The organism is Pseudarthrobacter sp. CCNWLW207 (assembly GCF_037203945.1).
Lineage (GTDB): Bacteria > Actinomycetota > Actinomycetes > Actinomycetales > Micrococcaceae > Arthrobacter.
Genome location: NZ_JBBCBS010000005.1, coordinates 187,768 through 207,718, shown reverse-complemented (window position 1 = coordinate 207,718; position 19,951 = coordinate 187,768). Strand labels below are relative to the sequence as shown.

The window sequence follows — 19,951 nt, the reverse complement described above, 5'->3', positions numbered from 1 at the left end:
AGTACGTTCCGGCCGGGCCGTGCGTACTGCATGAAGCAAGTTTCCTTGCTTGGTGGGCGATACTGGGATCGAACCAGTGACCTCTTCCGTGTCAGGGAAGCGCGCTACCGCTGCGCCAATCGCCCATTGCCATCCGGGATTAACCGGAAACCATGGTTTTCACCGAGGTGGGTACGGGATTCGAACCCGTGTATACGGCTTTGCAGGCCGCTGCCTCGCCTCTCGGCCAACCCACCGTGTAAGCGCCGGTTCATAGAGAGCCATTGCCGTGACAGTGTCCTGCGAGCGGACGACGAGATTCGAACTCGCGACATCCACCTTGGCAAGGTGGTGCTCTACCAGCTGAGCTACGTCCGCATTGTTAGCGTGATTCCGTGCCGTTTGGGCATTTCCTCGCGTTCCAACGAGTAAGAACTCTATAGGAGGTTCAGGGATTCTCCAAATCGGCGGCCGCGGACAGTGAGGGGATGCCCCTGGATCCGCGGAATCTAGGGGGATTCAGGAATTACAGGCCTGTAATTCGCAGGGTGCGCGCAGACCCTTGTTGCCCGATTTCCGAATCGGCGCAGGGTGGGCTAGCATTCAAATGCATCGGGGCGATTGGCGCAGTGGTAGCGCGCTTCGTTCACACCGAAGAGGTCACTGGTTCGAACCCAGTATCGCCCACCGATAACAAGGTCCGTTTCCGCTCCTTCGAGCGGAAGCGGACCTTTTTTATGTCCGGCTACTGTGCCTGCCATTCTGTCAGCCCCTTGTGAAAGAGTCTTTGTATGACTGATCCGCTTCTTGCCCATGCCACCGAATATGGCCGCATGTACGCGCGCTCCACGTCGGAGCCGTTCACTGTCCCGTCCATCACCACGGTGATCGGTCAACAGCCGCACGGGCTGGACGGCTGGTTTGGGTACATGGGCGCCAACAGCCTGGCGAAGGATCCGTTGCTGGCTGACTGCCTCGGGAGTCCGGCGAAGATCCGCCAGGCGGTTAACCGGGCGGCGAAGGCCGCCGAAACGTACCGCGATGAGGCCGCCAAGCGCGGAGACCGCGTCCACAACTACTGTGAACAGGTGGCCCTCCGTGCCCTGGGCCGGCCGCACGCCATGAAGGAAACCCGGGAGGCGCTGGCCGCGAACGGGGAGGAAGCCTTCGCCGTGCGGTTCGACGAATGGTGGGAGCTGTACCGGGTGGAGCCCATTGCTCCAGAAATCACCATCTGGAACAAATCTGTCGGTTACGCGGGCACCCTGGACCTGGTGGCGAAGATTAACGGCAGGACCTGCGTGATCGACTACAAAACAAAGGGCACCACCCGGGACGGCACGGTCAAGCCCCTCGACGACAAAGTGGTCATGCAGCTCGTGGCTGGGATGAAGGCCGAGGAAAGCCTGGTGGATCCAGTCACCGGCGAATGGGAGGCCTGGAAATATGGCGAGGACCCCGTCCTCCTGGCAGTGGCCATCGGTGAAACCGAAGTCCGCCCGGTGCGGGCCAACCCTGAGGTCCTGAAACACCACTGGTGGAAGTTCTGCGCGCTGCGCCGTGTCTGGGAACTCTCCTCCGACACCATCAGTGCCGGAACAGCCTTGCTCCCCATCGCGCCACCGCCTGTCCCGGCACGGACGGCATAGCCTGCTGCGCACCGCCTAAACTGGATTGGTTCCCCAATCCGCCAACCGTGAGGAAAGACAGCACATGGCCATTCTGAATATCCGCATCATCGGCGATCCTGTGCTCCGCACAGTGGCCGATCCCGTGACGGAGTTCGGGCCGGAGCTGGCCAAGCTGGTGGCAGACATGACCGAAACCATGGAGGACGTCGAGGGCGCCGGGCTCGCGGCGCCGCAGATCGGCGTCAGCCAGCGGGTCTTTACCTACCGCGTCGGCGGGGTGGACGGCCACATCATCAACCCCGTCCTGGAAAACAGTGACGATTACCAGCCGGACCAGGTGGAAGGTTGCCTGTCCATCCCCGGCCTGGGGTTCCCGGTCCGGCGTTTCCGGGCCACCAAGGTCACCGGCGTCGACCTCCACGGCAATCCCGTCACCGTCGAGGGGGAAGGCATGCTGGCCCGCTGCTTCCAGCATGAGACCGACCACCTGGACGGCATCCTCTATACGGACAGGCTGGAGGGTGAGGACCGGAAAAAGGCCCTGCGCTCCATCCGCAACGCCAACTACGACGCCATTACAGAGCGCACGACGGCGAAGCGGGCCAAGACGGTCGGCTCCAGTTTCGGCGGTGCCAGCTTTGGCGGCACAGGCTTTGGTGCCACGGCATCCGGTGCGGCTGAATGAGGGTACTTTTCGCCGGCACTCCCGCGGTTGCGGTGCCGTCGCTGGATGCCCTCGTCAAGGCAGGCTTTGACATCGTTGCGGTGCTGACCCGCCCGGACGCCCCGGTGGGACGCAAACACGTGCTGACGCCGTCGCCCGTTGCCCACCGCGCCGCCGAACTCGGCATTGACGTCATCCATGCAGCCAAAGTGGATGCGGACGTGACAGCAAAGATCGCCGCCGTCAGCCCGGACGTCGCGGCCATTGTTGCCTACGGCGGACTGATCCCCCCGGCGGCCCTGGAGGTTCCCCGGCACGGCTGGATCAACCTGCACTTCTCGCTGTTGCCTGCCTGGCGCGGTGCCGCCCCCGTGCAGCGTGCGGTGATCGCAGGGGACGACGTCACGGGCGCGGTGACTTTCCAGCTTGAGCGTGGCCTGGATACCGGGCCCGTGTTCGGGACCCTGACCGAAAGCGTTGGCACGGAGGACACCGCCGGGCAACTGCTGGAGCGGCTGTCGCACAGCGGTGCCGTGCTCCTGGCACAGACCCTCTCCGCCATTGACGCCGGACAGGCTGCCCCCCAACCGCAGCAGGGCGACGTTTCACTCGCCCCCAAACTGACCTTCGACGACGGCCGGCTGGACTGGAACCAGCCGGCCTTGGCTATCGGCCGGCGTGCCCGCGGGGTCACCCCCGAGCCCGGCGCCTGGACAACCCTCGACGGACAGCGGGTCAAGCTGGAGCCAGTCAGGCTCCGGCCGGATGTGGCGGACCTCGCGCCCGGTAGAGCGGTGTTCAGGGACAAGGGCGTTTTGGTGGGCACCGGCTCCCACGCGGTGGAACTCACGCGGATCCAGCCCTCGGGCAAAAAGATGATGGCCGCGGCTGATTGGGCACGCGGCATGGCTTCCCTTGAAAGCGTGGTGTTCGAATGAGTATGTCCGGCGGAACGACAGGCGGCTCCGGCCGGGGCGGCGGCCAAAGAGGCGGCCGTGGTGGCGGCGGAAAACGGGACAGCAGCCAGCGCAACGCCCAGGGCCGCGAACGCAACCGGCCCTCGCAACGGAGCTTCACCGAAAATGCGCCGGCGCAGCGGACCCGCCGGGCAGATCCCGCCCGGCTGGTGGCCTTCGAGGTCCTGCGTGCAGTGGCCGCGGAGGACGCCTACGCCAACCTAGTGCTGCCGTCCCGGATCCGCCACCACGGGCTGGACAAGCGCGATGCCGGTTTCGCCACTGAGCTGAGCTATGGCGCCCTCCGCGGACAGGGCACGTACGACGCCGTCCTTGCCCGCTGCGTCGATAGGCCGCTGGACCAGCTGGATCCCGCCATCCTCGATGCCCTGCGGATCGGCACCCACCAGTTGCTCGCTATGCGCGTGCCAGCCCACGCTGCACTGGACCAGACCGTTGGCCTGGCCCGCGCCGTGATCGGCGCCGGCCCGTCTGCCCTGATCAATGCGGTGCTGCGGAAAGTCACGGCACACACCCTCGACGAATGGCTGGACCTGCTGGTCGCCGGCGAAACCGACGAAACCAAGGTCGCTTCGATCAGGCATGCACACCCCGAATGGATCGTCCGCGCGATGCGCCAGGCCTTGGTGGCCCATGGGCGGTCCGCCACCGAAATCAACGAACTGCTGGAAGCGGACAACGCGGCTCCCGTGGTCAACCTGGTGGCCCTGCCCGGGCTGGGGAGCCTCGACGAGGCACTCGAAAACGGAGCCACGCCCGGTGAACTGGTTGAGGGTTCGGCACTTTCCAGCGGCGGCGACCTCGGCAGGCTGGCGTCCGTGCGGGAAGGCACAACCCGAGTCCAGGACGTAGGCTCCCAGCTGGTGGCCCGCGCCTTGGCCGCCGTGGACCTTGAGAACGCCGCCAGCCCGGAATCCTGGCTCGACCTCTGCGCCGGGCCCGGCGGAAAAGCCGCACTCCTGGCCGCCCTGGCCAACGCCCGGGACGCCACGCTCCTTGCGAACGAACCGGCACCGCACCGGGCAAAACTCGTCAGTCAGGCCCTCTCCGCCGTCCCCAGGGACGCCTGGCGCGTCCGTACCGGCGATGGCCGGGACGTCGGCACCGAGCAGGCAGAATCATTTGACCGCGTCCTGGTGGATGTCCCCTGCAGCGGCCTCGGTGCGCTCCGCCGCCGGCCGGAATCCCGGTGGCGCCGCACCCCCAAGGACCTCGCGGACCTGGGACCCCTGCAGCGCGACCTGCTCAAGTCAGCCCTGGCAGCTGTCCGCCCAGGCGGCGTGGTGGCCTACGTGACCTGCTCGCCGCACCCTGCCGAAACCACCGCCGTCGTAACCGACGTGATGCGCAAGCGCGAGGACCTGGAGCTCCTGGACGCCGGGGCGGTACTCGACACCGTCAGCCTCACCGGCAACCTCGGCGCCGGGCACGGCCAGACCGCCCAGCTCTGGCCCCACGTCCACGGCACGGACGCCATGTTCCTCGCCCTCATCCGTAAGAAGGCCTGAACTCATGAAAGGTTCCCCGATGACGCAATGCTGCATCAACCCGAGCATCCTCTCCGCCGACTTCGTCAACCTCGAAGCCGAGCTGCACCGCATCGGCAACGCTGACGCAGTCCACGTGGACGTGATGGACAACCACTTCGTTCCCAACCTCACTATCGGGCTGCCGGTGGTCCAGCGGATCCAGGCCGTCAGCCCCGTTCCGCTCGACGCCCACCTCATGATCGCCGACGCCGACCGCTGGGCCCCGGGTTTCGCCGACGCAGGCCTTGCCTCCGTCACTTTCCACGCCGAGGCATCCATCGCTCCCATCAAACTGGCGCGCGAACTGAGGGCCCGGGGCTCCAAGGCAGGTATGGCACTACGGCCGGGCACGCCGGTGGAGCCCTACCTGGACATGTTGGCCGAACTGGACATGCTGCTCATCATGACCGTTGAGCCTGGCTTCGGCGGACAGGCGTTCCTGGACCTGACGCTCCCCAAGATCCGCCGGGCGAGAGCTGCCATCGACGGCTCAGGGATCGACGTGGCCATCCAGGTGGACGGCGGCATTACCGAGGAAACCATCACCCGTGCAGCCGAAGCGGGAGCCAACGTCTTTGTTGCCGGCTCCGCGGTTTACGGCGCAGAGGACCCCGCAGAGGCGATCGAACGGCTGCGCAAGGCGGGCAGCCAAACGTTACGCGCTGGGTCCCCGGAATAGTCAGCCCACCTTCATGGTTGTGGCAGAATAGCAACACACAATACGTGCTCCGGGGTCGGTGTAAGTCCGAACCGGCGGTGACAGTCCGCGACCCGCGAGTCGGCGCTTTCCCACCAGGGAGGGAACCGGCGGACGGTTGAACCGGTGAAATTCCGGTACCGACAGTTAAAGTCTGGATGAGAGAAGCACGTACAGCTGTATCTGCGGCGTCATTTGATGCCGCAGCGTTCTGCTGTCGTATACCCCCGGAGCCATCGCGGTTCTAGAGGGAAGGAACGACACCACATATGAACCCCTTGCGATGGCTCTTCGACGCCCTGACACCTCATGGCGTCGAATCCAAAGCCACCGGGCCGGCGGTCGCGCCATGACCGCGCCCACAAAGCAGCAAACCCTGGCCTCCGGGGAAGAATCAGTGACGGCCTTCAGCCCGGCGGAGACGCAAGCCATGGACGCTGCCCTTGAAGCAGCCCTGCGCGGGCCCAGGGGCGCCAACCCCCTGGTGGGAGCCGTCGTCGTTGATGCCGAAGGCCAGCACCTGGCGACGGGCTTCCACCGCGGCGCCGGGACGGCCCACGCCGAGGCCGACGCCATTGCCCAGGCAGCGGCAGCCGGCCTGGACCTGCATGGTGCCACGATGCTGGTCACGCTCGAACCGTGCAACCACGTTGGCCGGACGGGGCCCTGCGCCCAGGCGATCATCGAAGCCGGAATCACGGACGTGATCTACGCCGTGGACGATCCCCACGACCCGGCCGCGGGCGGCGCCACCACGCTCCGGCAGGCGGGCGTCAGGGTGCGCAGCGGCCTGGCCGCGGGGGAGGCCCTCGAACTGAACCGGCAATGGTTCCAGGGTGTTGCCGAAAAGCGGCCGTTCGTGACGCTCCACATCGCCCAGACACTCGACAGCCGCATTGCCGCCGAGGACGGGACCAGCCAATGGATCTCCTGCCCCGAATCACTCGCGGACAACCACGGCCTGCGGGGCAGGATCGACGCCATCCTGGTAGGCACCCAGACCGTACTGGTCGACAACCCCCGGCTGACCGCCCGCGACGCGTCCGGCGAGGTTTCCGGCAAGCAGCCCCTGCGCGCCGTGATGGGTCGGCGGGACATTCCGGCGGATGCGGCCATTTGGGGTGCGGACGGCCGGGTGCTGCACCTGCCCACGCGTGATCCCCGTGAAGCGCTCTCGCTGCTGTATGCAGCAGGAATCCGCCACCTCATGGTGGAAGGCGGCTCGCGAATCCTCAGCGCTTTCCTGGCGGCCGGCCTCGTCGACGAGCTGATCGTGTACCTGGCCCCCACGCTGCTGGGTTCAGGCACACCGGCGCTTAACGGGCTCGGCATCACTACTTTGCAGGACGCCCAGCAATGGGACTGGGACCAGTCCGACGGCGGCTCCGTGAGGACCCTGGGCCGGGACCTCCGGCTCCACCTGCGTCCGCACAATACTCAACCTTTGGAACCACAACCGGGCCTTGCGGCCGCGGAACCAGCCTTGGGAGGGCACTGATGTTTACCGGAATAATTGCCGAACAGGGACGGGTCCTCTCCGTCGTACGGGACGGCGACACCAGCGCAACCGTCAGGCTCCACGCCCCGGCCAGCACCGAAGGGCTCGCCTTGGGCGGCTCGATCGCAGTCAACGGCGTCTGCCTGACCGCCACCTCCATCGACGGCAGGGACTTCAGTGTCGACGTCATGGGCGAAACCCTGATCCGGAGCACCATTGGCGAACTCTCCGCCGGGGACTCCGTGAACCTCGAACGCTGCGTCCCGGCCGGCGGCCGGCTGGACGGCCACGTTGTCCAGGGCCATGTCGACGGCGTTGGGAAGCTTCTGGAGCGGGAGCCACTGGGCAACTGGGAGCGGCTTCGCTTCGGGGTGCCGGGCAACCTTGCCCGCTACATCGCCGAAAAAGGCTCCATCGCCATCGACGGCGTCTCCCTGACAGTCACAGCCGTCAGCCCGGCAGCTGAACCCGAACCCTGGTTCGAAGTGGGGCTCATCCCCACCACACTTGCGGAAACAGGCCTGGGCGCCAAGTCCACCGGCAGCAGGGTCAACCTCGAAGTCGACGTCCTTGCCAAGTACACCGAACGGCTGCTGGCCTTCAGCACCAGCGCAGCCACTGGAGGAAACCTATGAACGGGACCGCACACCTCGAGCCGGTAACCGCCGCAGCACCGGGCCTTGACCCGGTGGAAGACGCCGTTCGTGCCTTGGCGGCCGGCCGGCCGGTGCTGGTGGTCGACAACGAGGACCGCGAAAACGAAGGTGACATCATCTTCGCTGCCCAGCACGCCACCCCCGCACTGATGGGCTGGACCATCCGGTTCAGCTCCGGCGTCATCTGCGTCCCGCTGGCCGGGGAACGTGCCGACGCCCTGAAGCTGCCGCCCATGGTCACGGTAAACGAAGATGCGAAGGGCACGGCCTACACAGTGTCCTGCGACGCCGCGGTGGGCGTCAGCACCGGCATCTCGGCGACGGACCGGGCCCTTACTGCCCGTATCCTTGCGGACCCCGGCGCCGGCCCGGCATCTGTGACCCGGCCCGGGCATATATTCCCGCTGCGCGCAGTTGAAGGTGGAGTGCGTGAGCGCCCCGGCCACACTGAAGCGGCCGTGGACCTGTGCCGGCTCGCCGGCCTGGAACCCGTGGGTGTGATCGCCGAAGTAGTGTATGACGACGGTGAAATGATGAGGCTGGACGGGCTCCGTACCTTTGCTGCCGAACATGGTTGCCCGCTGATCTCGATCGAGGATCTGGTGGCCTACCTTGAAGCAGGTGGCACGGCGGCCCCCAGCGGCACCCGGGCAGGACGCCCGGGCGAAGAAGAGGAGAAACGATGACGGCGTCCGGGGCTACGGGCAACAGCCACCACAGCAGCCAGCGCACGCAGGCGGGTAACGGAAAAGTCCACCATCCGGTCAGCGGGGGGCCCATCGTGCAGCTGCCGACGGCGTTCGGCGACTTCATCGCCCAAGCCTGGACCGATCTCGTCACCGGCGCCGAACACCTCGCGGTGAGTTCCCCCAACCCGCCCACGGACGGCAAGGCTCCCTTGGTCCGGCTCCATTCAGAGTGCCTCACCGGTGACATCTTTGGGTCCTACCGTTGCGACTGCGGCGAGCAGCTGGCCTACGCCCTGGAAATGATTCACGCATCCGGCGGCACCTTGCTGTACCTGCGCGGACAGGAAGGCCGGGGGATCGGGCTGGCCAACAAGATCAAGGCCTACGCCCTCCAGGAAGCAGGCTTCGACACCGTGGAAGCCAACGAGCAACTGGGACTGCCAGTGGACGCGCGTTCCTACAGCGCGGCCGCACAGGTCCTGGCGGAGATGGGCCTGCACGAGGTCCGGCTCCTGAGCAACAATCCGGACAAGCTGAACAGGCTCGCCAAGGCGGGCGTGAAGGTGGTGGAGATGGTTCCCACCGAGGTGCCATCGCGCGACCAGAACATCCGCTACCTGCAAACCAAAAAGGACCGCATGGAGCACCGGCTCACGCTGGACACCCATGTGGTGGCGGTGCCCGGCGCCGCCGCCGAATCTTTCCAGACCGAAACTTTCCAGCACGAACAAGACTGAACGGAACCCAACAGACACATGAGTGGCCACGGCGCACCCGAAATCGACCTCACTACCCTCAACCCGGCGGAAACCTCGCAGCTCAGGCTGGCCATCGTTGCCGCCAGCTGGCACACCCAGATCATGGACGGGCTCCTGGACGGTGCTCTCCGCGCCGCTAAGGACGCCGGAATCGGCGAACCCACCGTCCTGCGCGTGCCCGGCAGCTTCGAGCTCCCGGTCGCTGCCGCGCGGCTGGCACCGCACTTCGACGCCGTGGTGGCCCTCGGCGTCGTGATCCGCGGCGGCACGCCGCACTTCGAATACGTCTGCCAGGCGGCGACGTCGGGCCTGACCGACGTCAGTGTCGCCACCGGCGTGCCGGTGGGCTTCGGCGTACTGACCTGCGATACCGAACAGCAGGGCCTTGACCGTGCCGGGTTGCCCGGATCCAGCGAGGACAAAGGCCACGAGGCCGTCACCGCCGCCCTGGCCACCGCCGTCGTGCTCAAGCAGTACAAGTAACACGGTGACGGGTGCGGTGTGTCTTCACTCACACCGCGCCCGTCATGCAACGGCTCAGCAGGCGCCCTCCGGCCCGCAGCAAGTAGGCTGTAGGGCGTGAAGAATTTCGAGACGCTGTTCGCTGAACTGAGTGAGAAGGCAGCCACCCGCCCGGCAGGCTCCCGCACCGTCGCTGAATTGGAGTCCGGAGTCCACGGCATTGGAAAGAAAGTCGTGGAGGAAGCAGCCGAAGTATGGATGGCTGCCGAGTACGAATCCGATGAAGCCGCGGCCGAGGAAATCTCCCAGCTGCTCTACCACCTGCAGGTTCTGATGCTCGCCAAAGGCCTGACCCTGGAAGACGTCTACAAGCATCTGTAGCCACTGCGGCACCGTCCGGCCATCCCGGCCTGCCCGTGCCTTGCGTGGCCCGTTTGCCTGATTCCTAGACCTCCCCAAACAAGAAAGACCCCCATGCTGCGAGTAGCCGTCCCCAACAAGGGCTCCCTGTCCGAAGCCGCGTCCGCCATGCTGTCCGAAGCCGGTTACCGCCAGCGCCGCGACACCCGCGAACTGGTCATGGTGGACCCGGACAACGACATTGAGTTCTTTTTCCTCCGCCCGCGCGACATCGCCGTCTACGTCGGCCAGGGAACGCTCGACGTCGGCATCACCGGCCGCGACCTCCTGCTGGACGCCGAGGTGGAGGCTGAGGAACTGATGCCCCTCGGCTTCGCAGCCTCCACGTTCCGTTTCGCGGGCCCCGTGGGCGACTTCGCCAGCGTCCAGGAGCTCGAAGGCAAGCGCCTGGCAACCAGCTACGACGGCCTGCTCCGCGGCTACCTCGCCGGACTCGGCATCAAGGCCAAGGTAGTCCGCCTCGACGGCGCCGTTGAATCCTCCGTGCGCCTGGGCGTTGCGGACGCCATCGCCGACGTCGTCGAAACCGGCAACACCCTCAAGGCCGCAGGGATGGAGATCTTCGGGGAACCGATCCTCAAGTCCGAGGCCGTGCTGATCAAGCGCACAGAAGAAGGCGGCTCCGCAAACGGCACCGCGAAGGAAATCGAAGTCCTCATCCGCCGCCTCCAGGGTGTCCTGGTGGCGCGCCAGTATGTCCTCATGGACTACGACATCCGCAAGGAACTGGTGGAGCAGGCCGCAGCCCTGACCCCCGGCCTGGAGTCACCCACCGTCTCGCCGCTGCGCGATTCGGAATGGGTGGCGGTCCGTTCGATGGTCCCCAAGAAGGAAACCAACCGGATCATGGACGAGCTCTACGACCTGGGCGCCCGCGCCATCCTGGTCAGCAGCATCCACGCCTGCCGCATCTGAGCTGCCACCAGGCGGTAGCGCCGCCTGACCCACCGCACTGCACCGCAGAATTCCAGGAGTACCCATGGCTGTAGCTGTACGAGTCATCCCATGCCTCGACGTCGACGCCGGCCGCGTCGTCAAGGGCGTCAACTTTGAAGGTCTCCGCGACGCCGGTGACCCTGTGGAGCTGGCGCACCGCTACGACAATGCGGGCGCCGACGAACTGACCTTCCTGGACGTCACCGCGTCCTCCGGCAACCGCGAAACCACCTTCGACGTGGTCCGCCGCACCGCCGAGGAAGTCTTTATCCCGCTGACAGTCGGCGGCGGGGTCCGCGGCGTGGCCGAGGTGGATAAGCTCCTGCGTTTCGGCGCCGACAAAGCTTCGATCAACACGGCTGCAGTTGCCCGCCCGGACGTCATCGACGAGATCACCCGCCACTTCGGTTCGCAGGTTTTGGTCCTGTCGGTGGACGCCCGCCGCACCCGCCCCGGATCCCAGCCCACGGCGTCGGGCTTTGAAGTGACTACGCACGGCGGCCGCACGGGCACTGGCATCGACGCCATTGCCTGGGCGAAGGAAGCCGCAGACCGCGGAGTAGGGGAAATCCTGCTGAACTCCATCGACGCCGACGGCACTAAGGACGGCTTCGACCTGGAGCTGATCCGCCTGGTCCGCGCCGCGGTGAAGGTTCCCATCATCGCTTCGGGAGGTGCCGGGGAGCCCGCGCACTTTGCCCCGGCCGTTGCCGCCGGAGCCGACGCCGTGCTGGCAGCATCGATCTTCCACTGGGGCCCCGACGACATGATGTCCCAGGTCAAGCAAGCTATCCGCGAGGCAGGCTTCGAAGTCCGCTAATACAACAAGAACGCGGGGCCCCATCAAGGGCCCCGCGTTCTTTTGTCATGGTTCTTAGAGGCCCACTTCGGCGGACTGGAGGAGGGCGACGGCGTCGGGCTGGCCTTCGAACGTCACCAGTGCATGGCGTGTGCGGCCGTGGGCGTGCATCAGCAGTTCACCGGGCTCGCCGACGATCGCCACCGATACCGGGGCCCGCTTGGCCACGTGGCGCGGCCCGGAAGGCCGGACCAGGACAATGCCGAGGTCCACGCCGCGGTACAAAATGGCGGCGCGCTTGATCAGTTCGTCCCAGAGGGCCTCGGAATACGCTTCGTCGAGTTGCCGGGGAGCCCAGCGGTCCACGGCGCGGCGGATGTCCTCCGTGTGCACGAAGTACTCAATCAGGTTGGAGCTTTCGTCCAGCGCCTTAATGTTCATGGGTGACAGCGCCGGGGGGCCGGCCCGGAAGGTGTTCACCAGGCTGGTGTAGTCATCTGCGGTCTTCAGCTTCGCCGCCAGCTTGGCGGTGGCTTTGTCCGAGGCCTTCGACAGGCTTTTGATGATGAGCCCAAGCCCCACGGCCGCCTTGCGTTCGCGGAGGTAAAGATGCGCGGCAAGGTCCCTGGTGCGCCAGCCTTTGCAAAGGGTAGGGGCATCAGGGCCGGCCGCCAGCAGGGTTTCGGCCAGGACTTCTCGGGACGGGTCGACGAAATGCATCACTTGTGAAACTAGCACGACACCGGGGGAGTTGGGCAGCAGAACCGCCACCCCGAATGTGCAGTTGTTCACACTCCGGCCGGGCCTGTGCAAAGGCACTAGACTTGGTCTGATGTCTGAGCAGCCCGCCCCCGCCCCAGCCCCTGGTTCACCCCTGCCCACTGCCGTCGCCGCTGCGCTGAAGCGGGACAGCGCCGGGCTGGTGGCCGCCGTTGTACAGCAGTTCGACACGAATGAGGTGCTGATGCTCGGCTGGATGGACGACGAAGCCCTGCACCGCACGATGACCAGCGGCCGGGTCACCTTCTATTCGCGCTCCCGCCAGGAATATTGGCGCAAAGGCGACACCTCCGGTCACGTCCAGTGGGTCAAGTCCGTTGCCATGGACTGCGACGGCGATGCGCTCCTCGTGCGCGTGGACCAGGTCGGCGCCGCGTGCCACACAGGCACCCGCACCTGCTTCGACGGCAGGGGCCTCGAAGTCCAGACCGGAACGGCCGCCTGACCACCTTCCCGGGAGACAACCCGGGGCGGGAGTCCGGCCAGGATCCCCACATACTTTCGGCAGCATACAACTGACGCCCTCCACCCGGCGTCGAAGAAGAACAGGCGGAAAAGCATAGCCATGCAGGACCTTGGAATCATCAGTCCGGGCCTCGAAGAGTTCCGCGAACTCGCAGGCAGCAGCCGTGTCATTCCCGTCCGCCTCAAGGTTCTGGCGGACGCGGAGACACCCATTGGCCTCTACCGGAAGCTCGCCCAGGGCCAGCCAGGAACGTTCCTGATGGAATCCGCGGCGGTCGGCGGGACCTGGTCCCGCTACTCGTTCATCGGCGCCAGGTCGCGCGCCACGCTCACCACGAAGGACGGCCGGGCCCACTGGCTCGGACAGCCGCCGGTGGGTGTGCCTGTGGACGGCAATCCCGTGGACGCCATCCGCGACACCATCGACGCCCTCCGCACTGACCGGTTTGACGGGCTGCCGCCATTTACGTCGGGCCTGGTGGGCTTCCTGGGCTGGGAAACGGTCCGGCACTGGGAACGGCTGACCAGCCCGCCCGAAGACGACCTGCAACTGCCCGAAATGGCGCTGAACCTGGTCACGGACATGGCAGTGCACGACAACGTGGACGGCACCGTCCTCCTCATCGCCAATGCGATCAACTTCGACGACAGCTCCGAACGCGTGGACGAGGCCTGGCACGACGCCGTGGCCCGGGTCAAGGCCCTACTGTCGCGGATCAGCACACCCGTGGCCCAGCCTGTTTCCGTCCTGGAGCCCGCCGCCCTGGATTTTGCCTCCAGCGTGCAGGAACGCTGGGACGAAACCGACTACCTCGCAGCCCTGGACCGCGGCAAGGAAGCGATCGTCGACGGCGAAGTCTTCCAGGTGGTGATCTCCCGCCGCTTCGAGATGGAGTGCGGCGCCTCGCCCCTGGACGTCTACCGGGTGCTCCGCAACACCAACCCGAGCCCGTACATGTACATCTTCAGCCTCGAGGACGCCGACGGCCGCGAGTACTCGATCGTTGGTTCCTCACCAGAGGCGCTGGTGACCGTGACCGGCGAAGAAGTCATCACGCACCCGATCGCCGGCTCACGCCCCCGCGGCAAGACAGTCGAGGGGGACAAGGCGCTGGCCGAGGAACTGCTCGCCGACCAGAAGGAACGCGCCGAGCACCTCATGCTGGTGGACCTGTCCCGCAACGACCTCTCCAAGGTCTGCGTCGCCGGGACCGTGGACGTCACCCAGTTCATGGAAGTGGAACGGTTCAGCCACATCATGCACCTCGTCTCCACCGTAGTGGGCAAGCTGTCGCCGAAAGCCAAGGCCTACGACGTCCTGAAAGCCACCTTCCCGGCAGGCACCCTGTCCGGCGCCCCGAAACCGCGGGCACTGCGCCTGCTCGACGAACTGGAACCCCACCGGCGCGGCGTCTATGGCGGCGTGGTGGGCTACTTGGACTTCGCCGGTGACATGGACATGGCCATCGCCATCCGCTCGGCGCTGCTCCGCGAAGGACGTGCCTACGTCCAGGCGGGCGGTGGCATTGTGGCGGACTCCGTCAACCCCACCGAAGCGCTGGAAACGGTGAACAAGGCCGCGGCCCCGCTCCGGGCAGTCCACACCGCCGGTTCCCTGCACAACATTTCAGCCGAGACCATTCCCGACGCCGGACCTACCACGCAGGCGGGCGCCTGATGCCGGTTCCGGACGTCGCCGCCGGCAACCCCTCCCAAGCCGCAGGAACTCCGGCCTGGGCCCGGAAGTCCACGCTGGTGCTGCTGGTCGCAGTACTGGCCCTGGCGGTGTTCGGCACCACAACGCAGACGTGGATCTCGGTCACCCTGGACCCGGACCAGGTGGGCCAGGCCGGCGGTGCCCAGGCGGCCCTGCAGGTGCAGGGGAGCAAGGCCGCCACCGCAGTCACAGCCCTGGCACTTGTTGCCCTTGCCGGAGGCCTGGCTGCGGCCATCGCCGGACGGATCGCGCGGTGGATCATCACGGCGATCATCGTGCTGGCCTCCGCCGGCATCGTCGGGGCGGCAGCCACCGTGCTGGCTGACCCGCTGGCCGCGGCGCAGGGCTCCATCGCCGCCGCTACCGGCGTTACCGGAAGCAGCGCCGAAGTGAGCGTGACTGCATTTCCGGCGATCGCCGTCGTCGTCGGTATCCTGCTGGCGCTGGTCGCACTGATGATCGTCCCGGCGGGCCGGCACTGGAAGGCACGCACAAAATACGACGTGCGGGCCACGGGCAGCGGGGCAGCCGCCGCAGGGCCGGTGGACGAGATCGACAGCTGGGACCGGCTTTCACGCGGCGACGACCCCACCTGAGGGCACCCGATAACGGGGTCCCGGCCAAAAAATGGCAGAATGTAAGCAGTATTGATCCTGAGGAGATTCACATGAGCAAAGCACCCGCGTCCGCGTCCAAGTCCGCCACGGAATCCGCTGTCCACCACGGCGTTGACCACAGCCAGGAACTCGGCCACGGCAACAGCCCGGCAGCCTGGACCTGCGTGATCGTGATGCTGGTCGGCGCGCTGGTCTGCTCCATCGCCTTCGTTATCGCAAACACCCCGATCTTCATCGCCGGCGCAGCCGTCATGGTCCTCGGCCTGATCCTGGGTTACGTTATGCGCAAGGCAGGCTACGGCGTCGAAGGCAGCAAGCTGAAGAACTCCGGCCACTGATGGCGACTGTTCTCGATGACATCAACGCCGGTGTCAGGGAGGATATGGAGGCCAGGAAGCGCCTTGTTTCCCTCGCGGAACTGAAGGACCTGGCCTCTGCCGCTGCCCCCGCGCGTGACGCCTGGGCGGCCCTCGATGGACCGTCGGCCCGTCGGGACCAGCTGAAGGTCATCGCCGAAATCAAGCGCCGCAGCCCCTCCAAAGGCGACCTGGCCGCGATAGTGGATCCGGCTTCGCTCGCTGCGCAGTACGCCGACGGCGGTGCCGCCGTCATCAGCGTCCTCACCGAACAGCGCCGCTTCAACGGCTCCCTCGCGGATCTGGACGCCGTCCGCGCCCGGGTGGAGGTTCCACTGCTGCGCAAGGACTTCACCCTCGACGAGTACCAGATCTGGGAAGCCCGTGCCCACGGCGCGGACCTGATCCTGCTCATCGTCGCGGCACTTTCGGACAGCCAGCTCCAGGAATACAGCGCGCTCAGCCGGGAACTCGGGATGAACGTGCTGGTTGAGACGCACACGGAAGAGGAAATCGAACGCGCGGTAGCGGCACAGGCGCGCATCATCGGCGTGAACGTTCGCAACCTCAAAACGCTCGACGTCGACCGTTCCGTATTCGCCTCCCTCGCCGGCATGATTCCGGCCGAGGCCCTGGTCATCGCCGAATCCGGCGTACGTGGCGTCGACGACGTCACCCATTACGCCGCCAGTGGCGCCAACGCCATCCTGGTGGGCGAAGCCTTGGTGAGCGACTCAACCCCGCGTGAGCGGATCGCCGAATTTACCGCGGCAGGCGCCGCAGCCATCGCCGCACGCGCCTAGCAGCGGCGGCCCCATCCCAGCCCGGTTGCCCAGGCAGCCATGGGATGCCGCATGACAACTATTTAGTGAAAAGTGAACAGGATGGTGAGACTGATGGCCGAAGCGCCGACAGCCGGCTCTGACGAAGGCTCGGTGGATGCATTCCTGCAGGGCGGCTCCCTCAAGCACGCCCCGGGACCCTACTTCGGCTCCTACGGAGGCCGGTGGATGCCCGAGTCACTGATCGCGGCCCTGGACGAACTCGAGGACACGTTCGAAAAAGCCAAGGCTGATCCGGATTTCATCGCCCAGATCGCTGAGCTGAACAAGAATTACTCCGGCCGACCGTCGCTCCTGACCGAGGCCAAGCGCTTCGCCGAGCACGCCGGGGGAGTGCGGATCTTCCTCAAGCGCGAGGATCTGAACCACACCGGCTCGCACAAGATCAACAACGTCCTTGGCCAGGCCCTCCTGGCCAAGCGCATGGGCAAGACCCGCGTTATCGCCGAGACCGGTGCAGGCCAGCACGGCGTGGCCAGCGCCACTGCCGCCGCATTGCTCGGCCTGGAATGCGTTGTCTACATGGGCGCGGAGGACTGCCGCCGGCAGGCACTGAACGTGGCCCGGATGGAACTCCTCGGCGCCACGGTGATCCCCGTGACCAACGGTTCGCAGACCCTCAAGGACGCCATCAACGAGGCACTCCGCGACTGGGTTGCCAACGTCGGCAATACCCACTACCTGCTGGGTACGGCCGCCGGAGCGCACCCGTTCCCGGCCATGGTCCGCTACTTCCATGAGGTCATCGGCGAGGAAGCCCGGGCCCAGATCATTGAGCAGGCCGGCCGCCTTCCCGACGCCGTCTGCGCCTGCATCGGCGGCGGCTCCAACGCGATCGGCATCTTCCACGGCTTCCTCGACGACCCCTCCGTGAAGATCTACGGCTTCGAGGCAGGCGGCGACGGCGTCGAAACCGGACGGCACGCGGCCACAATAACCCTGGGCAAGCCCGGAGTGCTCCACGGCGCCCGCTCCTACCTCATGCAGGATGACGACGGCCAGACCATTGAGTCCCACTCCATTTCCGCAGGCCTGGACTACCCGGGTGTTGGCCCGGAGCACTCCTACCTTGCCGACATCGGACGCGTCAGTTACGAGCCCATCACGGACAGCGAAGCCATGGAGGCGTTCCGCCTTCTCTGCCGTACCGAGGGCATCATCCCCGCCATCGAGTCCTCACACGCCCTGGCCGGCGCCATCAAGGTGGGCCAGCGTCTGGCTGCAGACGCCGGCACCGCCAGCGAGGCAGCCCAGAAGATCGTGATCGTGAACCTGTCCGGCCGCGGTGACAAGGATGTGGCCACCGCAGCAGAGTGGTTCGACCTGCTGGACAAGGACTCCGCAGAGGCCGCTATCGGCAAGGAAGGGGAGCAGCTGTGACCGGCGCTCAGGACATCACCAGCACCAGCAAATCGGCAGTCGCCATCGACAAGGCCCGCGCAGAAGGACGGGCGGCCCTGATCGGCTACCTTCCTGCCGGGTACCCCACCGTTGAGGACACCATCGCCGCCGGCATCGCCCTGGCCCGGAACGGTGCCGACCTCATCGAGATCGGCATCCCGTACTCGGACCCGGTCATGGACGGCCCTGTCATCCAGGCTGCCACCACGGAAGCCCTGGCCAACGGATTCGCCGTCCGCGAGGTCTTCGACGTCGTGGCCGGCATCACCAGCCAGACGGACGCCGCCGTGCTGGTCATGACGTATTGGAATCCCGTGGTCCGGATGGGCGTGGACGAGTTCTCACGCCGCCTCGCCGAAGCTGGGGGAGCCGGCCTGATCACGCCCGACCTCATCCCGGACGAGGCCGCGGAATGGATGGAAGCATCCGATAAGTACGGCCTGGACCGGGTGTTCCTGGTAGCGCCGTCGTCCTCCACCGAACGCATGAAGCGCACGGTGGAGGCGAGCCGAGGTTTTGTGTACGCCGTCTCCATCATGGGCGTTACGGGCGCCCGGTCCTCGGTCAGTTCGGCTGCCAAGGGCGTTGTAGCTGCGGCGAAGGAGGCCGGCGCCGAGCGCGTCTGCGTTGGCCTGGGAGTCTCGAACGCTGAGCAGGTGGCGGAGATTGCCGCCTATGCCGACGGCGTGATCGTGGGCACGGCCCTCGTGTCCGCCATCAGGGACGGCGGCGTTGACGCCGTTGCGAAGCTGACCAAAGACCTCAGTACCGGATTGACCAGGAAGTAGCCCCGATGCAGACCCTCCTCCACGCCGCGGCCATGGTGCCGGCCAGCATCCCGAGTCCGGACTGGTCCGGCTTCGACATCCCGCTGCCGTGGGGCTCGTTGCGCATCCACGCCTATGCCTTGTGTATCCTGGCGGGCATCATCGTGGGCCTGTGGCTCACGTCCGTCCGCTGGGCGCGGCGGGGAGCGCCGGAGGGCAGCGTCTGGGACATCGTCATCTGGGCCATCCCGTTTGGCATCATCGGCGGACGGCTCTACCACGTGGTGTCCTCCCCGGATGCCTACTTTGGTCCCGGGTTCGACGGCACCGGGGACCTCTGGCTGATCCCGCAGATCCAGCGCGGCGGGTTGGGAATCTGGGGCGCAGTGGTGCTGGGCGTGGTGGGCGCCTGGATCGGCTGCCGCCGGTCGGGTGTGAAGCTCACGGCGTTCCTGGACGCAGCAGCTCCAGGGCTGCTGCTGGCCCAGGCCATTGGCCGCTGGGGAAACTACTTCAACCAGGAACTGTTCGGTGGGCCTACCACGCTGCCGTGGGGCCTGCAGGTCGATGCGGATAACGCCAACTTCCCTGCCGGGATGGCTGCCGAGACCCTGTTCCACCCGACGTTCCTGTACGAATCGCTGTGGAACATCGCGGGTGTGCTGATCCTCCTGGCCCTGGACCGAAAGTTCCACTTCCGCCGTGGCCGGCTCTTCTGGGCCTACGCCATGTACTACACCTTGGGCCGGGTGTGGATTGAAGCCATGCGGATCGATGACGCTGAGCGGATCAACCTCTTCGGCATCACGGCGCGCCTGAATGTCTGGACCAGCATCCTGGTCTTCGTGGTGGCGCTGGTGGTCTTCGTTCTCTTGGGAATGAAGGGCAAACCCGTGCCGGACAGCGTTTACCTGGAAGGCCGTGCACCTAGAAACGAAGGGCCGGAAGAAGGCGGCGAAGCGGTCCGTGATACGGACCCTGTTGTCTCAGATAGTGAATCGCGTGATAATCTCCCTGATAACCAAAGCGGTTCCGTGCGCCCTTCCACCCCAGGGGAAGAGGAGCAGGAGACTTCGGCAGGCAGGCATTCCGTCACGGATTCGCCGGCAGCCGGAACCTCAGGCAGCAAAGCCACAGGAACCGCGCCGGAAGCTGGCAGTACCAAGTAGCAAGCCGGCAAGCAGGGTCGCAGAGCCACCGCTCGCAGCGCCCAACAACCACAGCGTCGTGGCAGCGGGACAGCCCGGACCAGCATAGAGCTGCTGGCCGGTCAAGCCCGGGTCGGGGGCCTGCGTAACTGTTAGTTCAGCA

Annotated in this window: 22 protein-coding genes, 4 tRNA genes and 1 riboswitch; of the genes, 22 read left to right on the top strand and 4 right to left on the bottom strand. The window is 66.3% G+C overall.

Translation table 11 applies throughout. From position 1 onward, the window contains the following. Nucleotides 1-50: 50 nt before the first annotated feature. From V9L17_RS10715 to V9L17_RS10705, 3 genes are all read right to left on the bottom strand, one after another. A tRNA-Val gene (locus V9L17_RS10715) sits at nt 51-125 on the bottom strand. A 40-nt stretch (nt 126-165) separates the two neighbouring features. Continuing rightward, nucleotides 166-236: transfer RNA gene (locus V9L17_RS10710), tRNA-Cys, on the bottom strand. Nucleotides 237-284: 48 nt separating this feature from the next. Next, nucleotides 285-357, bottom strand: a tRNA-Gly gene (locus V9L17_RS10705). Between the two features lie 237 nt (nt 358-594). Between V9L17_RS10705 and V9L17_RS10700 the strand changes: the two genes are divergently transcribed. The 14 genes from V9L17_RS10700 to hisF all read left to right on the top strand — a co-directional run bounded on the left by V9L17_RS10700 (nt 595) and on the right by hisF (nt 11,716). Then, a tRNA-Val gene (locus V9L17_RS10700) sits at nt 595-666 on the top strand. Nucleotides 667-770: 104 nt separating this feature from the next. Then, the gene (locus V9L17_RS10695) at nt 771-1,628 is read left to right on the top strand and encodes a cytochrome (protein ID WP_337347834.1); all 858 of its coding nucleotides are present in this window, start codon (nt 771-773) and stop codon (nt 1,626-1,628) included. A 64-nt stretch (nt 1,629-1,692) separates the two neighbouring features. Next, nucleotides 1,693-2,295, top strand: a complete 603-nt coding sequence (def, locus tag V9L17_RS10690) for a peptide deformylase (protein ID WP_337351420.1) — start codon at nt 1,693-1,695, stop codon at nt 2,293-2,295. After that, nucleotides 2,292-3,212: a methionyl-tRNA formyltransferase gene (fmt, locus tag V9L17_RS10685; RefSeq protein ID WP_337351419.1), complete on the top strand. Its 921-nt coding sequence runs from the start codon at nt 2,292-2,294 to the stop codon at nt 3,210-3,212. Before def ends, fmt begins: the two co-directional genes overlap by 4 nt. A gap of 2 nt (nt 3,213-3,214) precedes the next feature. Beyond that, nucleotides 3,215-4,759: an RsmB/NOP family class I SAM-dependent RNA methyltransferase gene (locus tag V9L17_RS10680; RefSeq protein WP_443198030.1), complete on the top strand. Its 1,545-nt coding sequence runs from the start codon at nt 3,215-3,217 to the stop codon at nt 4,757-4,759. A 19-nt stretch (nt 4,760-4,778) separates the two neighbouring features. Beyond that, the gene (gene rpe / locus V9L17_RS10675) at nt 4,779-5,459 is read left to right on the top strand and encodes a ribulose-phosphate 3-epimerase (RefSeq protein WP_337347863.1); all 681 of its coding nucleotides are present in this window, start codon (nt 4,779-4,781) and stop codon (nt 5,457-5,459) included. A 40-nt stretch (nt 5,460-5,499) separates the two neighbouring features. Next, nucleotides 5,500-5,652, top strand: a riboswitch (FMN riboswitch). 174 nt (nt 5,653-5,826) lie between these two features. Next, on the top strand, nt 5,827-6,975 hold the full coding sequence (ribD, locus tag V9L17_RS10670) for a bifunctional diaminohydroxyphosphoribosylaminopyrimidine deaminase/5-amino-6-(5-phosphoribosylamino)uracil reductase RibD (protein ID WP_337351417.1): 1,149 nt from the start codon (nt 5,827-5,829) through the stop codon (nt 6,973-6,975). Beyond that, nucleotides 6,975-7,610, top strand: coding sequence for a riboflavin synthase (locus tag V9L17_RS10665; RefSeq protein ID WP_337351416.1), 636 nt, complete (start codon nt 6,975-6,977; stop codon nt 7,608-7,610). The genes ribD and V9L17_RS10665 overlap by 1 nt, the downstream gene beginning before the upstream one ends. Further along, nucleotides 7,607-8,317 carry a 3,4-dihydroxy-2-butanone-4-phosphate synthase gene (ribB, locus tag V9L17_RS10660; RefSeq protein ID WP_337351415.1) on the top strand — a complete coding sequence of 237 codons (711 nt, stop codon included), beginning with the start codon at nt 7,607-7,609 and terminating at the stop codon, nt 8,315-8,317. The genes V9L17_RS10665 and ribB overlap by 4 nt, the downstream gene beginning before the upstream one ends. Then, nucleotides 8,314-9,057, top strand: coding sequence for a GTP cyclohydrolase II (ribA, locus tag V9L17_RS10655; protein WP_337351414.1), 744 nt, complete (start codon nt 8,314-8,316; stop codon nt 9,055-9,057). The genes ribB and ribA overlap by 4 nt, the downstream gene beginning before the upstream one ends. An 18-nt stretch (nt 9,058-9,075) precedes the next feature. Further along, entirely contained in the window at nt 9,076-9,561 is a 486-nt protein-coding gene (ribH, locus tag V9L17_RS10650) for a 6,7-dimethyl-8-ribityllumazine synthase (RefSeq protein ID WP_337347842.1), read from the top strand. 96 nt (nt 9,562-9,657) lie between these two features. Beyond that, a complete protein-coding gene (locus tag V9L17_RS10645) occupies nt 9,658-9,921 on the top strand; it encodes a phosphoribosyl-ATP diphosphatase (protein WP_028270786.1) in 264 nt (87 codons plus the stop codon). Between the two features lie 93 nt (nt 9,922-10,014). Beyond that, a complete protein-coding gene (gene hisG, locus V9L17_RS10640) occupies nt 10,015-10,875 on the top strand; it encodes an ATP phosphoribosyltransferase (RefSeq protein ID WP_337347843.1) in 861 nt (286 codons plus the stop codon). Nucleotides 10,876-10,939: 64 nt separating this feature from the next. After that, the gene (gene hisF / locus V9L17_RS10635; RefSeq protein WP_337347844.1) at nt 10,940-11,716 is read left to right on the top strand and encodes an imidazole glycerol phosphate synthase subunit HisF; all 777 of its coding nucleotides are present in this window, start codon (nt 10,940-10,942) and stop codon (nt 11,714-11,716) included. Nucleotides 11,717-11,770: 54 nt separating this feature from the next. Here hisF and V9L17_RS10630 read toward each other — a convergent pair whose 3' ends face one another. Further along, nucleotides 11,771-12,415: a TIGR03085 family metal-binding protein gene (locus V9L17_RS10630; RefSeq protein ID WP_337347845.1), complete on the bottom strand. Its 645-nt coding sequence runs from the start codon at nt 12,413-12,415 to the stop codon at nt 11,771-11,773. A 112-nt stretch (nt 12,416-12,527) separates the two neighbouring features. Here V9L17_RS10630 and hisI point away from each other — a divergent pair, with 112 nt between their 5' ends. The 8 genes from hisI to lgt all read left to right on the top strand — a co-directional run bounded on the left by hisI (nt 12,528) and on the right by lgt (nt 19,809). Continuing rightward, on the top strand, nt 12,528-12,920 hold the full coding sequence (gene hisI / locus V9L17_RS10625; RefSeq protein WP_337351413.1) for a phosphoribosyl-AMP cyclohydrolase: 393 nt from the start codon (nt 12,528-12,530) through the stop codon (nt 12,918-12,920). 120 nt (nt 12,921-13,040) lie between these two features. Beyond that, a complete protein-coding gene (locus V9L17_RS10620) occupies nt 13,041-14,618 on the top strand; it encodes an anthranilate synthase component I (RefSeq protein WP_337351412.1) in 1,578 nt (525 codons plus the stop codon). After that, entirely contained in the window at nt 14,618-15,253 is a 636-nt protein-coding gene (locus V9L17_RS10615; RefSeq protein WP_337351411.1) for a Trp biosynthesis-associated membrane protein, read from the top strand. The genes V9L17_RS10620 and V9L17_RS10615 overlap by 1 nt, the downstream gene beginning before the upstream one ends. Nucleotides 15,254-15,324: 71 nt before the next feature. Then, on the top strand, nt 15,325-15,612 hold the full coding sequence (locus tag V9L17_RS10610) for an HGxxPAAW family protein (RefSeq protein ID WP_337347849.1): 288 nt from the start codon (nt 15,325-15,327) through the stop codon (nt 15,610-15,612). Beyond that, complete coding sequence (trpC, locus tag V9L17_RS10605) at nt 15,612-16,433, top strand: indole-3-glycerol phosphate synthase TrpC (protein ID WP_337351410.1); 822 nt, start codon at nt 15,612-15,614, stop codon at nt 16,431-16,433. Before V9L17_RS10610 ends, trpC begins: the two co-directional genes overlap by 1 nt. 93 nt (nt 16,434-16,526) lie before the next feature. Next, nucleotides 16,527-17,852 (top strand): tryptophan synthase subunit beta, encoded by a 1,326-nt coding sequence (gene trpB / locus V9L17_RS10600; RefSeq protein ID WP_337351519.1) that lies wholly within the window; start codon nt 16,527-16,529, stop codon nt 17,850-17,852. Next, complete coding sequence (gene trpA / locus V9L17_RS10595) at nt 17,849-18,661, top strand: tryptophan synthase subunit alpha (protein ID WP_337351409.1); 813 nt, start codon at nt 17,849-17,851, stop codon at nt 18,659-18,661. Before trpB ends, trpA begins: the two co-directional genes overlap by 4 nt. A gap of 5 nt (nt 18,662-18,666) precedes the next feature. Then, nucleotides 18,667-19,809: a prolipoprotein diacylglyceryl transferase gene (gene lgt / locus V9L17_RS10590; protein WP_337351408.1), complete on the top strand. Its 1,143-nt coding sequence runs from the start codon at nt 18,667-18,669 to the stop codon at nt 19,807-19,809. The last annotated feature ends 142 nt before the right edge of the window (nt 19,810-19,951 follow it).

Bases quoted from the DNA above. Each gene is read 5' to 3' on its own strand.
- hisG (WP_337347843.1), top strand. From the start codon at position 10,015: ATGCTGCGAGTAGCCGTCCCCAACAAGGGCTCCCTGTCCGAAGCCGCG.
- V9L17_RS10620 (WP_337351412.1), top strand. From the start codon at position 13,041: ATGCAGGACCTTGGAATCATCAGTCCGGGCCTCGAAGAGTTCCGCGAA.
- ribD (WP_337351417.1), top strand. From the start codon at position 5,827: ATGACCGCGCCCACAAAGCAGCAAACCCTGGCCTCCGGGGAAGAATCA.
- V9L17_RS10680 (WP_443198030.1), top strand. From the start codon at position 3,215: ATGTCCGGCGGAACGACAGGCGGCTCCGGCCGGGGCGGCGGCCAAAGA.
- trpB (WP_337351519.1), top strand. From the start codon at position 16,527: ATGGCCGAAGCGCCGACAGCCGGCTCTGACGAAGGCTCGGTGGATGCA.
- V9L17_RS10630 (WP_337347845.1), bottom strand. From the start codon at position 12,415: ATGCATTTCGTCGACCCGTCCCGAGAAGTCCTGGCCGAAACCCTGCTG.
- ribB (WP_337351415.1), top strand. From the start codon at position 7,607: ATGAACGGGACCGCACACCTCGAGCCGGTAACCGCCGCAGCACCGGGC.
- V9L17_RS10610 (WP_337347849.1), top strand. From the start codon at position 15,325: ATGAGCAAAGCACCCGCGTCCGCGTCCAAGTCCGCCACGGAATCCGCT.
- hisI (WP_337351413.1), top strand. From the start codon at position 12,528: ATGTCTGAGCAGCCCGCCCCCGCCCCAGCCCCTGGTTCACCCCTGCCC.
- V9L17_RS10615 (WP_337351411.1), top strand. From the start codon at position 14,618: ATGCCGGTTCCGGACGTCGCCGCCGGCAACCCCTCCCAAGCCGCAGGA.
- ribH (WP_337347842.1), top strand. From the start codon at position 9,076: ATGAGTGGCCACGGCGCACCCGAAATCGACCTCACTACCCTCAACCCG.
- V9L17_RS10665 (WP_337351416.1), top strand. From the start codon at position 6,975: ATGTTTACCGGAATAATTGCCGAACAGGGACGGGTCCTCTCCGTCGTA.
- V9L17_RS10695 (WP_337347834.1), top strand. From the start codon at position 771: ATGACTGATCCGCTTCTTGCCCATGCCACCGAATATGGCCGCATGTAC.
- ribA (WP_337351414.1), top strand. From the start codon at position 8,314: ATGACGGCGTCCGGGGCTACGGGCAACAGCCACCACAGCAGCCAGCGC.
- def (WP_337351420.1), top strand. From the start codon at position 1,693: ATGGCCATTCTGAATATCCGCATCATCGGCGATCCTGTGCTCCGCACA.
- rpe (WP_337347863.1), top strand. From the start codon at position 4,779: ATGACGCAATGCTGCATCAACCCGAGCATCCTCTCCGCCGACTTCGTC.
- trpC (WP_337351410.1), top strand. From the start codon at position 15,612: ATGGCGACTGTTCTCGATGACATCAACGCCGGTGTCAGGGAGGATATG.
- fmt (WP_337351419.1), top strand. From the start codon at position 2,292: ATGAGGGTACTTTTCGCCGGCACTCCCGCGGTTGCGGTGCCGTCGCTG.
- hisF (WP_337347844.1), top strand. From the start codon at position 10,940: ATGGCTGTAGCTGTACGAGTCATCCCATGCCTCGACGTCGACGCCGGC.
- lgt (WP_337351408.1), top strand. From the start codon at position 18,667: ATGCAGACCCTCCTCCACGCCGCGGCCATGGTGCCGGCCAGCATCCCG.